This is a genomic window from Wenyingzhuangia gracilariae (genome assembly GCF_056387575.1).
This window is the reverse complement of record NZ_CM150748.1, coordinates 1,522,317-1,535,813: the sequence shown is the minus strand read 5'-3', so window position 1 is coordinate 1,535,813 and position 13,497 is coordinate 1,522,317. Positions and strand designations below refer to the sequence as shown.

At 31.0% G+C, this 13,497-nt stretch carries 5 protein-coding genes and 1 tRNA gene; 4 read left to right on the top strand and 2 right to left on the bottom strand.

What is annotated here, in order from left to right:
• Nucleotides 1-7: 7 nt before the first annotated feature.
• A complete protein-coding gene (locus tag ACY2IJ_RS06675; protein ID WP_476726372.1) occupies nucleotides 8-1,375 on the bottom strand; it encodes a DUF1800 domain-containing protein in 1,368 nt (455 codons plus the stop codon).
• A gap of 221 nt (nucleotides 1,376-1,596) precedes the next feature.
• Here ACY2IJ_RS06675 and ACY2IJ_RS06670 point away from each other — a divergent pair.
• The 4 genes from ACY2IJ_RS06670 to ACY2IJ_RS06655 all read left to right on the top strand — a co-directional run bounded on the left by ACY2IJ_RS06670 (nucleotide 1,597) and on the right by ACY2IJ_RS06655 (nucleotide 8,627).
• Nucleotides 1,597-1,669: transfer RNA gene (locus ACY2IJ_RS06670), tRNA-Met, on the top strand.
• A gap of 382 nt (nucleotides 1,670-2,051) precedes the next feature.
• A complete protein-coding gene (locus tag ACY2IJ_RS06665) occupies nucleotides 2,052-5,141 on the top strand; it encodes a SusC/RagA family TonB-linked outer membrane protein (RefSeq protein ID WP_476726371.1) in 3,090 nt (1,029 codons plus the stop codon).
• Nucleotides 5,142-5,167: 26 nt separating this feature from the next.
• Nucleotides 5,168-6,970, top strand: a complete 1,803-nt coding sequence (locus ACY2IJ_RS06660) for a RagB/SusD family nutrient uptake outer membrane protein (RefSeq protein ID WP_476726370.1) — start codon at nucleotides 5,168-5,170, stop codon at nucleotides 6,968-6,970.
• A 43-nt stretch (nucleotides 6,971-7,013) separates the two neighbouring features.
• A complete protein-coding gene (locus ACY2IJ_RS06655; protein ID WP_476726369.1) occupies nucleotides 7,014-8,627 on the top strand; it encodes a hypothetical protein in 1,614 nt (537 codons plus the stop codon).
• 532 nt (nucleotides 8,628-9,159) lie between these two features.
• Here the strand turns inward: ACY2IJ_RS06655 and ACY2IJ_RS06650 are convergent.
• The gene (locus ACY2IJ_RS06650; protein ID WP_476726368.1) at nucleotides 9,160-13,389 is read right to left on the bottom strand and encodes a hybrid sensor histidine kinase/response regulator transcription factor; all 4,230 of its coding nucleotides are present in this window, start codon (nucleotides 13,387-13,389) and stop codon (nucleotides 9,160-9,162) included.
• Nucleotides 13,390-13,497 lie beyond the last annotated feature (108 nt).

The following is a 13,497-nucleotide window of genomic DNA, read 5'->3' as shown; positions in this document are numbered from 1 at the left end:
TTTAGTTTTAACACATTTGATATTCTGGCAAGGACATTAAGGCAATGCAAAAATCTTTTGTGGGATTGTTATTAATACTGTTTACAATGGCTTGAGTTTCTTTGGTCAGTTCTTTTCCAATAAGAACTTCTTGCCAGTCTATATTTTGAGTATTGGCTGTTTTTAAGTTAAACAGATTCCAATCTAAAGTGGTAAAAATAAAATAAGCTTTGTTTTTTTTTCGTTTATTAATAATTTCAAAATCTTCTTCAAAATCAGATTCTGGTTCTAACTGAATTTGTTTTTGTTGTGCAATAGAAGAGGTTAGTTTTAATCTTAACATAATTGTGTTGGCATCAATCCATTGTTTGTTGCCTGGCCAGCCAGCTACGTTTGGCGGATACAATAATTTTTGTCCAAGATTAAATTGTAGGTATTGGAAGTAACGTTTTTTCTTAAACTCGTAAGGAATTATGTTGTGAATACTTACTAGTAGTTCTACAGGAGATTTAATTTTGGATCTAATATTGTCATCGTTATAAAACCAGCTTGAATTTAGTGTGAATTTCATTACATCGGCTATATCGTATTTTTTTCGAAATACTTTAGCCATTTTTGCTATGTGTTTTTGGTTTGGAATAGGGTTGACAAATTCTTTATAAATTTTTTCACAAATAAATAGCGCACATTGCTCTTGTTTTAAAATAATATTGATAATATCTGTTCCATCAAAATTACCAGTTTTACCTAAAAATGTTTTTTTATCAAAATCGTGTTGATTTTCTTTAAAAACAAATCCGTTTTTGTTAGAAGACCAACCGGTAAAAGCTCTGGCAGATTCTTTAATATCTTGTTCTGTATAATGCCCAACACCAAGTGTAAACAATTCCATTAGTTCTCTAGCGTAATTTTCATTTGGGTGCTTTTTTCTGTTTTGTTGATTGTTTAAATAACGAATCATCATGGGGTTTTTGGAAATAGCAATTACAAAATCTTTAAAATTACCTAAAGCATGTTTGTCAATAACATTTAAATATTCTAGGGTTTGCGTAACAGAATTACTTGAGCAAACAAAATGGTTGGTCCAAAATAATTTCATTTTGTCACGTAATAAAGTATCAGAATTGTAAAGTTTTTGATACCATTCGGTGTTTAAATCTAACAGTAGTTTTCTGTTTTCTTTTTGAATTTCTTGTTGTCGCTTTCTTTTCTCTTTTATTTTTTCGAGTTCCTTAAGAGAAGAAGTGTTAATTATTATAGGATTTTTTTTCTTAGATTTTTTAAAAAGAAGATTGATGTTTTCTTTAGTGTTTAGTTTGCTAAGCTTGTTAGCATCATTTGGTAGTATTCCAAAACCAACACGATTGTATAGATGAATTAAATGCTGTTTTTTCATAAGTTCTAGTTTTGGTAATATTTTAAGGTAAGACTTGTTTTTGTGTTATAAGTTTAAAAATAAGCATGTTTTTTTATTAAAAAATCTTTTATAAGATGAAATGTATTGCGATTTGTTTTTCTTGTTATAGGTAATAATTTGTTTATGTGTAGTTAGGAGATTTTTTATTTTCAATAAGTCTTGTGTGTATCTCTTATATATCCTATATTTGCAGTCCAAATCGCGGGATAGAGCAGTAGGTAGCTCGTCGGGCTCATAACCCGAAGGTCACTGGTTCGAGTCCAGTTCCCGCTACAAAAAGCCTCAGTTGAAAAACTGAGGCTTTTTTTTATGCCTAATTTTTTTGATGAAAGCAACCTTCTTAGAAAAAGAAATGATATTGAATTCAGATACTTTTGTTGATTAAAATAATCATATGTTGCGTTTAATGCTTCAATTTTATCCTTAGAAATTACGTGTCTTAAGACTATATAATAAGTGTAAGAATAAATATATATAATATTGTCTTTTGTTATTAAAGTTGTTGTTTTGTTGAGTATTATCTATTTATTTTTTGTTTTTGTTGAGTAAAAGTAGGGTGTTTCTACATTTGATGTGTTTATTTGTTAATCCGTTATCCTGGTGAAAACACATTTTAATCACCTTTGTAACAGATAATATAAATTAACTTAAACTTATGAAATTCAAATTAGATAACTTAAAAGCCAAGGGGCTGCTTTTTGCTCTCATTAGTGTTTTTAGTTTCAGTTTTATGCATGCACAATCGAAAAAAGTTTCGGGGAACGTTAGTTCAAGTGAAGGGCCTATAATTGGAGCAACTGTAAGTGTAAAAAGTACAGGAAAATTAACCGTAACAGATTTTGATGGGAATTTTGAGATTGACGTGAAAAACGAAGATGTCTTAGTTGTTGACTATTTAGGGTATGTTAAACAAGAAGTGCCTGTAAAAGGAAAAACAATTGTTAAAGTAGACTTAGAACAAGATGCAGCACAGTTAGAAGAAGTAGTTGTGGTTGGTTATGGAGTTCAAAAAAAGAAGGAGGTTACAGGAGCTGTAGCTAGTGTAAAGTCCGAAGTGATTGAACAAACTGCAACGTCAGATATTGGGTCAGCCATACAAGGACAAATAGCAGGGGTAAACGTAGTTGCTACTTCTGGAGAACCTGGTGAAGAGTCTAATGTTCAAATACGTGGAGTTAACTCTATTTATGGGAATAACAGACCTTTATATGTAGTTGATGGAATTCCTTATGAAGATGACCCTAAACTAAGTGTTAATGAAATTGAAAGCATCGATGTATTAAAAGATGGTGCATCTGCGGCTATTTACGGAACTCGTGGAGCTGCAGGGGTAATTTTAATTACTACCAAAAAAGCCAAAGAAGGTCAAATGAGTGTTAGGTTGAATAGCTACTACGGTATTCAAAAAATTACTTCAAGTACTCCTACATTAAATAGAGAACAGAAATTATTTCAGTTGGTATTAAGAGGAGAAGCCTTAAATGGAACTAGATTTGGTAATACTTGGACAACCATAGAAAGATCTCCGCACTTTATTACAAATGATACTAATTTATTTGATTTAATAGAGAATGACAATGCGGTTATTCAAAACCACAATGTAAGTGTCTCTGGAGGTAAGAATGGGTTGTCTTATAATGTAAATGGTAGTTATTTTAGTCAAGAAGGAGTTTTGTACAATTCTAAATACGATCGTTTCAATTTAAGATCTAATACGAGCTACAAAAAAGGAAAGTGGGATATTAAGACTGGAGTTTCTTTTAGGGTAGAAGATAATAAGATTTCTCCTTGGGGATTAATTCAAGATGCTATTAAATACGATCCGTTAAGACCAGAATTGGTTACAGATGCAGATGTATTAGAAAATGTTGGAGATGAAAATGAAGCACAAAATATTTCTTATTTAGGGCAAAAACTATCTCAAACAAATAATAGAGAAAATCAATATTTTGATTTTAATATTAACGCATCTTACAACCTTACAGATAAATTAAGATTTACAACAAGAGCTGCTGTTAGTTACAATAATGGAACTCAAATTACAGTAAACCCTAATTTTGTGGCAGTAAGAGATGATGGAACTCAAATTATAAATACACCTTCTAGTGTAACCAATATAAGTACATTACAAACCAAAAGAACTTGGGATGGTTTTTTAAACTACAATGAAAAAATAGGAAGTCATAAATTTAATTTTACGTTAGCTTATTCAGCAGAGGAATATAAATATTCTCAGTTTTTAGCTCGTAAATTTGGTTTGTTTAGTAATGATATTACTGTATTAAACAATGCGTTAGATGATGCAGCTTATGTAGAATCAGGAAACAATCAATGGACTCAAGATAGAACAACAACTTTAATTGGAGGATTGGCTAGGGTTCAATATAATTATAAAGGAAAGTATTTAGTTAACGCCTTGGTACGTAGAGATGGATCTTCAAAATTTAGAGAGAATCCTTATGGTATTTTCCCTTCTATTAGTTTGGGTTGGAATGTTCATGATGAATATTTCTGGTCCTCAATTAAAAGATATGTTTCCCAGTTCAAAGTTAGAGCAAGTAGAGGTACCACAGGAAATAATGGTGCACCAGATTATGGGTTTTCACCAGTAATTCAATTAAGTAGAGATTATTTGTTTTCAGATGAGAGTGGTAAAGAATTTTTGTTTAATGGAGCAACTCAAGAGTCTTTTGCAGACCCAAATTTAAAATGGGAAACATCAATTTCTAACAACTTAGGGGTAGATATGGCTTTTTTATCTAACAAGTTAACAATGAATGTTGATGTATATAAAACAGAGAAAAAAGATATGTTACTCCCTGTAAGAGTACCTCCTTCAAATGGTGGAGGAAGTTTGACAGAAACTGTAGTTATGAATGTTGGAAATATGGTTAACAAAGGGGTTGAGGTTGCTGCTAAATATAGACATAGAGGTAAGTTTTCTTGGAATACAGCAATGACGTTTACAAAAAACGTAAACGAAATTACAAAAATGCACTCAAGCAATCCTATTATTTACTTTGATGGAAGTACTATATCAGGACACAGTAATGATTCTGATTTAACAACAGTTGCTCGTGAAGGATATGAAGCAGGTGCGTTCTTTTTACATGAAACAAAAGGAGTTATTAAAAATCAAGAAGAATTAGATGAATACTTGCTAATTGATAAGAATGCAAAAATTGGAGATTTAATGTATGTAGATAGTAATGGTGATGGTAAAATAACAATTGATGATAGAACTTATGCAGGAAGTGGAGTTCCAGATTTTGAAATGGGATTGAACTTTGGATCATACTACAAAGGATTTGATATGTCTATGCAGTGGTATGGATCTTTTGGGGGTGAAATTTTAAATGGTAACAGAGCTTTGGCTTATAAGTCTGCAAATCATCAAGATTTATTATATCAGTGGACTACTTATAATAACGACTCTAGTATACCAGTAGATAGAGGAGCAACACATAACAATTATAGAGGACATACAGATTATTGGTTAGAAGATGGAACTTTTATAAGATTACGTAACATTACTTTAGGTTACACAATTCCTAAGAACAGAACGCAAAAAATAGGAATTAATAAACTAAGATTTTATGTGGCTGCTCAAAACTTGTTAACATTTACAAAATACACAGGATATGACCCTGAAGTTGGAGGAAATGGATTGAGTACAAGAGGTATTGACAAAGGTACATATCCAGTGTCAGCTCAAGTTAGAGGGGGTATACAATTAGAATTTTAATCAAAAAATCTAAAAACATGAAAGTGATGAAAAAAATAAAATACATAAAGTTAGCCATATTTTCTATGTTGGCTGTAACTTTTACAAGTTGTCAAGATGAATTTCTTGAACAAGATAATTCGAATCAACCATCCACAACAACGTTTTGGCAAACTTTAGAAGATTTAGAGTTTGGTTTGGTTGGAGCGTATAAGAACTTTGCTAGTACTCAAAATATTCGTTTGATAGATGATATGAGTACAAGTGATTTAGCTTGGGCTAGTGGATGGCAGAGACCAACCAATTCTAATGAATATTATTTACAGATATTTAATGAAGCTTCAGATGCAGTTAACAAAAAATGGCATCAAAATTATAGAACAATATTCTCTGCAAATCAAGTAATAAATGCTTGTAATAATTTACTTGGTAATTTTGAAAATCAAAGTGAAGAAGATAGAGCTTTAAAAATTTTAGCGGAAGCAAGATTTATTAGAGGATATATGTATTTTTTATTGTACAATAAATACAACGAAGGAAAAGTAGTTTTACATGATGATATCATCAAATTAGGAGAAACTTTTGCTAAACCATTACAACCAGCTGAAAAAATCAAAGAATTTTTTGAAGCAGATTTAGATTATGCTTCTAAAAATTTACCAATTTCTTGGGAAGGAGTTAATCAAGGTAGGGTTACAGCTGGAGCAGCCGTAGCTTTGTTAGGACAAACAGCAATGTATCATGGTGATTTTGCAACAGCAGCAACTTATTTTAAAAGTGTAATAGAAGACTATGGATACTCATTAACACCAGATATAGGAAGCAACTTTACAACCCGAGATGAGTTAAATGAAGAGTCTATTATAGAGGTTTTATACTCGTTAGATTTTAAAGAAAACCTAGGTCCTTGGGATTCAAGAGATGTTGCAAACACTTCATATCATAAAAGATTAACAGGAGTTAATGGATGGTGGGGAGCTGTAGCTGCTAACTGGTTAATTTTAGAATACAGAAATGATCCAATTGATACCAAAGACCCAAGAAATAAAGTAATAGATGAAAGCGGAGCAGAAAGGTTTAGAGCTCATAGTTTAAGAACTTCTCAATCTGTTGCTTTGGTAGATGATATTGATACACCTTACTATGCATTTGAAAAAACGGGTCAAGCAGCTAATTTTAATGTACGTATGACTTGTTTTTGGCGTAAGCATACAAACTGGGATTTGGGAGTTGCTAACGAAGATGCCTTGTCTCCTGGAAAAGTTCGTTCAGGAATTAATGAAAGATTACTTCGTTTGGCTGAAATTTATTTACAATATGCAGAGTGTCAAATAGAATTAGGGAATTTAGATGAAGCATTAAAGTATATAAACAGAGTAAGAAGAAGAGCAGGTGTTGTTTTATTAGGACCTAATGGATCTGGAGAATATCCTGCAAACGACCATGATGATGTTGTGTATACAAGAGAAACATTAATGGAGCATTTACGATTTAAAGAATATCCATTAGAATTGTCTTGTGAAGGTGACGGAGATAGAAACATTGACTTAAGAAGATGGGGGATTTATGGTGATTTTGTAGTAGAAAATTTAAAAAAGAAACGTTTTGAAGAATTAGCAGCTAAAAGATATGATGCAACAGATTATGCTGTAACAATGCCTAATGGTTCTGTAGCAACTAGATGGGGTTCTATTGTGGTTGAATTGCCAGAAGGAGATCCAAACATAGAACCAGAATGGAATGAGTTTGAAAAAGCTGCAGAAAACTATAATGAATCTAAAGCGTATTGGCCAATACCTAATTCAGAAGAAATTACAAATAGTCGTTTATACGATGTTATTTCTGAGTAATACAGGTAGCATATATAATATTTACAGAATAAAACATTTAGAAATGAAAAATAAAATCAAAATAACACTAATAGCATTGTCCACTTTTATAGTGGGATGTACTACAGGAGGCTATGAGTCACCTGGTGATTTTTCAGATGTAGGTTTTTATACATCTGAAGGGACGTCACAAATATTACAAAAAAATATTTATGATTATTTGTCTTTTGCAGATTTGTCTATTGGGGCAGTAAATCATGCATGGACAATACAAACAGGTAACGCTTTTTTAAAAGGACCTATTGATAGAACTGAACAAAATTTAGAAAAACTAATCATTAATGAAGGTGATACTGTTTCGGGAGATCATACAATACATGTATTGTTTAGAAAATCTGGATTGCAAAAAGTTAGATTGTATAATGAATTTAAAGATTCTGTAGCTTTTAGAGGACACAGAAACGGTGTAGATTATGATTGGTCTGCTACCAAAGTGGGGAATAAATGGGTGATTGACACAACTTTTGTAGTAAAAGTTTTTGATACAATTGTTCCTGATGTTGTTGTAAAATATCAAGATGCAGTTGTAGATCATACCTCTACAGATACTATTTATGTAGAAGCAGGAGAGGCATTAAACATGATAGACAATACTGTAATTGGAGAGCCTACAGGACGTAATTTTTATGTAAGAACACCTATTGTAGTGGGTGATGCAGGAAGTGGTAAGAATATTGCCTCAAGTGCAAGTCAAGATGCCAACTTGATTCTTAAAAAGTTAGGAGTGTTTGTTGGAGGAGTAAATATAAATAGAACTGGAGAAGAGATTCCAGGAGATTCTGAGAATTATGTATTCCCAGCACCTATAAAAGTAATTCCATCAACAAAACCTTTTCAGTTAACAGGAAATATTCGTGAGTTAGAAGACCAAACAATTAGAGTGCCTTTTAACGGAGAGTTTGTCCCTGTTGCTGGTCAAGAATCTTTCTTTGAGGTTAAGGTAAATGGAAATGTTTTTGATATTGAAAGTGTTGTTGTAAATGACACAGATGCTACATTTATTGACATTAAATTAGTTGAGCCTATTTATAGACCAGATGTGGTAACAGTAACTTTTAAAGAGGGTAGTGATTTAGAATCTACAGATACTAGAACTCCTGTTACTTTTATGGATAGTCCTGTAAGTATGCATAATGTTAACTTGTTACCAGAAGATGTTGCTAATAGTAATCTATTTACACCTTGGTGGAGAAACTCAACTCATGTAGAGTTATCTACAGAACAAGTAGCTGTAGGAACAAAGAGTATAAAAATGACAGTGATGCCAGGTGAACCAAGTGCTGAAGCGGGTTATAAATTTCCTAATACTGAAATAATTTCATTAGAAGCAGAAGCTGAATATACTGTTAAATTTAAGGTGTATATTGATTCTGCAAATAGTCCTAATTTGGCATTAAATACCTCTTTATGGTTGTTAAATGACTGGGGATGGAATGGAAATCAAACTTTATCTGAAATTGAAACGGATAAGTGGGTTGAAGTAACTAGAACGTATACAAGAACTCCTTCGGATGTTGCTCAGATATGGCTTCGTTTGTTGGCAGGAGGAGATAATACTGCTGAGACAACAATTTATATGGATGATTTCTTTTTACAAAAAGTAGAAACTAGGCCTTAATTTTAAGCTCTAAGAATTTAAGTAAACTGTCTGATAAATATCTATCAGACAGTTTTTTTTGAAGTGTTTTAAAACTTGTTCAAAACAGCTTGTGAATAGAATTCTTTTATATGATTTAACAATGAATAATTTAAGAGAGAAAAGTAAAAGTTTTTTGTTTGATTTTATATCCAGAGTTGAACTAAACTTAGTAAGTATATAATTATAGGCTGATTTCTGTTTACTTAAGTACGATGGTGCTAAATAGGATATGTTATTTTTATTTGATGTATGATGAGTATTCGTTTCAATACACAAACAAAATTAAAGTTGTGTATTAAATTAATGATCGGTTTTTAATATAGGGTGGAATTCTGTAAAAAATAATAAGATTTAAACTGTAGTTTATCAATTCTAAAATTTACGAATTAGAGTAAATATGTTGTATGTTTTTAAAAGGTGTTCCATACAAATAAAAAATGTTAAGAGTAGCTTGAATAAAAAAAGACTAATGAAAATTTCATTAGTCTTTTTTAAATACAATGTTTGCAATCTAGTCTAACAAATCATCAACTGAAATATTACCAGAATTTCCTTTTTTCTTATTTAAATAGTCGCTTGGTTTGGCTCCAAATTGTTTTTTAAAGCATTTAGAAAAGTAAGAAGCGGTACTAAATCCTGTTTTGTACATTACTTCCTTTACAGGTAAGTCCGTGGTATCAAACAATTGCATGGCTCTTTTTAAACGAATGCTACGTATGAATTCACTAGAAGATAGTCCAGTAATTTCTTTTAATTTTAAATATAAGTTACTTCTACTTTGACCAATTTCGTTTACTAGCATTTCTACACTAAATTCTGTGTTAGACATGTGTTTGTCTATAATTTCAATAACTTGTTTTAAAAAGCGTTCATCAGCACTAGTAACAGTAACTTCGGCAGGTTTAAGATTTACTTCTCTATTAAATCTTTTTCTTAAAAGAGCTCTTTTTTGAGTAATGTTTTTAAGCTTTAAGTTTAATAGTTCCATATCAAATGGTTTTCTAATATAGTCATCGGCACCATTTTTTAACCCTTGTAATTCTACTTCTTGAGAAAGTTTGGCAGAAAGTATTAGAATAGGAATATGGCTAGTTGTTACGGTTGTTTTTAGTTTTTCACACAATTCCATTCCATCCATAATATGCATAACTAAATCTGTAATTATAACGTTAGGAATTATTTTAGAAGCAATTTCAAAACCTTGTAATCCGTTTTCTGCTTCGTATATTTTGTATTCATCTTCTAAAGAATGTCTAATAAACGTTCTAATATCTTCGTTGTCATCTACAATTAATAAAATAGGAAGTTCGTTAGCTCTGTTTTTAGCTAGGGTTTGATCGGTTACATCATCACTAACATCAATAGCAAAAGACTCCATTTCAGAAGATCTTGTGTCGTAATCACTATCAGTATCTTCTTTGCACACAATAGAAGGGTTGTCTAAATAAGCTTCTTTGTTAGTAGGTAGTGTTATAATAAACTCTGTACCTTTATTTTTCTCGCTATTTACTTCTATTTTACCTTGGTGTAGCTCTACTAAGTTTTTTGTAAAAGCAAGTCCAATTCCAATACCTGTAGGGTTGTTTTCGTTTTTATCTTTTTTGGTGTAATATCTTTCAAAAATATTTTTCATTTGATGCTTAGAAATTCCAATCCCAGAATCAATAACTTTTATAACCACCTGATTGTCTTCGTGAAGTACAAAAATGTTAATACTTCCTCCTTGAGGTGTAAATTTATAGGCATTAGAAAGTAGGTTGTTGATGATTTTTTCTATGGCATCATGATCAAACCAGCTTTTTATATTTTCGTTAGGTGTGTGCAGCTGAAAATTAATGTCTTTTTTATGAACTAAAAATTGAAAAGGTTCTGCTACTTCTTGTATAAAACTAACAATGTTACTGTTTCTCATAACCAAAGTAGTTTTACCCTGATTCATTTTTCTAAAGTCTAGTAATTGATTGACTAGTCTAAGAAGGTAGTTGGTGTTTTTTTGAATTAATTTTAGTTGCTCTTCATAAGTTTGTGGCTTAATTTGCAGTCCTTTTTTTTGTAAAAAATCTAAGGGGCCTTTTATTAATGTTAAAGGAGTTCTAAACTCGTGAGATATGTTGGTGAAAAATTCAAGCTTTAAATTTTGGAGTTCATCTTGTTTGTTTTTTTCGATGATTTCTAATTCTGATATGTGTTTTTGTTGTGCTTTTTTAATAATACTTTTCCAAAATAGAAACAAAATAAAACCGATTAATAAACTATATAAAATATAGGCACCTGGAGTTCTCCACATAGGAGGACTAATAACTAGTTGTAGTTGTTTTTTAGATTCCTCCCATATACCGTCGTTGTTAGATGCTTTTATTTTTAAAGTATATTCTCCTGGAGATAGATTGGTGTAGGTTGCAAATCTTTTTTTAGAGTTGGTGTATATCCATGTTCTGTCAAATCCTTCTAATTTGTAGGCAAATTTGTTTTTTTCAGGAGCTGCATAATGTAGGGCAGCAAACTCAAAAGAAAAGCTATTCTCATCATGTTTTAGATTTAACAAATTGGTTTCGTGAATAGGCTTTTTGAGCAACACTCTTCCGTTAAATTCTTGCCCTCTGTGTATAGGTTGGTTAGAAATTGAAAAATTACTAACAACTGCATGAGCTTTGTATGGATTGTCTTTTATATCTTTTGGGTAAAAGGTGTTAAAACCACTAATTCCACCAAAAAGAAGTTCTCCGTTTTTTCTTTTAATACAAGCTAATTCTTGAAATTCATTGGCTTGTAAACCATCGTTAACGTCATAATTTTTAAAAATTCGTTCGGACGGTGTAAATTTAGACAATCCTTTGTTGGTAGAAATCCATATGTTGTTATTGTCATCTTCCAATATTCCTTTGATTACATTATTAGCTAAGCCATCATCTTCAGAATAATTAACAAATTTTGCATTGGACTGGTTAAGAGGAGTGGTTAATTTATTAACTCCACCACCTAAAGTACCTATCCATAATTTATGATCTTTGGTTTCTAGTATTTCTAAAATATAATTGTGACTAATGCTGTTTTCATCGTTAGGAACGTTTTTATAGTTGATAAACTTTGGGTTAGGCAAATTAATTTGAGATTTGCTTAATTTACTTAATCCATTGGCAGTACCAAACCAAATATTATGCTCACTATCTTCGTATATTTTTCTGATAATATTGCTAGAAATGGTAGTGGAATTGGTTTCGCTATGTTCTATTATGTCTTTTGTATAGCTACCATCTTTATTTTTTAGCCATCTGTGTATTCCGTTATTATAGGTACCAATCCATAAATTCTGATTGCTATCTTCTAACATAGAAAATACGCTGTTTACAACTTTAGGGTTCGATTTTATATCTTTTTTGGTGATATTTTTAAGGTCTTTTACTTTGTTTAAGTCTAATTCGTAAAGCCCTGGACTTGATTCTGTTCCGAATAATATTTTGTTTTGATTTTTTAGTTTGATAATAGAAAAGCACTTTCTAAAGTTGTTGATTCGTATGAATTTTTGATACTTGCTATCTTTTAAAGCAATGTTTACTCCATCTCCTTCAGTTCCTATCCAAAGATTTTCGTTTTCATCTTCATAAAAGGCTCTAATGTTATCGTAGCTAAGGCTATTAGGGTCTATGTTGTTTTTTACAATTCTAAATCCCTTTTTGGAGGTGTCTATTTTATTAATTCCACCACCTTGGGTTCCAATCCATATAATATCTGTTTTATCTATATGAATAGATTTAATTACGTTTTTACTAATACTTTTGTCGTCTTTAGGATCGTATACATAATGATATTTCTTTTGAGGAAATCCATTTTTATCGTTGTTTTTATAGGTAATCAAACCATAATTACTACCTGCCCATATGTTGTTGTTTTTATCAATATTAACTACGCTAATAAAACCAGAATACAACTCTTTAATTTTTTTTAAGGTAGGTTTAGATCTGTAAACATAAAGACCAGTACCTGTACCAATAATTATTTTTCCAAATTGATCTTCTATAATAGAAGTAACAGGTCCGTAAGGCAAACCAATTTTATCATTAATACAATTAAAATAGATTTCTCCCATAGAATCTCTAGAAAGCATAAAAAGTCCTTTAGAAGATCCTACCCAAATTTGATTTTGTCTATCTTGATAAATGGAGTAAATACTGCTTTTGTATAGACTACTGTTAATTTTGTTTGTAACTAGGTTGTAAGTAATAAAATTAAGAGGTTTTTTTTTGTCTTTGTTTTTTAAACTTGCAACGTTAAGTCCGTTATTAGTTCCTACCCATAATCTTTCCTGATTGTCTATAAATATAGAGTTTACATAATTGCTAGATAAGCTATTAGGGTTGTCTTTATCGTGTGTAATGTGATGAAATTTCCCCGTAGATTTTTCAAAAAAATCTACTCCTTTACCCGTGGTACCAATCCATAGGTTGTCATCTTTGTCACTAATAATTTTATAAATTAAATTACTACCAATAGAAGTGCTGTCGTTTTTATCGGGTTTGTACGTGGTAAAATCATAACCATCAAACTTGTTAAGTCCATCATGAGTACCAAACCACATAAAGCCTTTTTTATCTTGATGAATTGCATTAACATCACTTTGAGAAAGACCATTTCTGGTGGTAATACGATCAAAATAAAATGGAGCCTGTGTCCATGCAGAAACGTAGAAAAATAAAAGAAGTAAAAATAAAACTAATGAGTCTTTAGTTGTTTTTATGTGCATAACTTTTGGTTTATTCCGAATTAATCAAATGTAATTAATATTGTTAAAATTATGGTTCTTATAAGTTCTAAGGTATACTATTTTCATCATTTGTTCTAATCTTTGTTG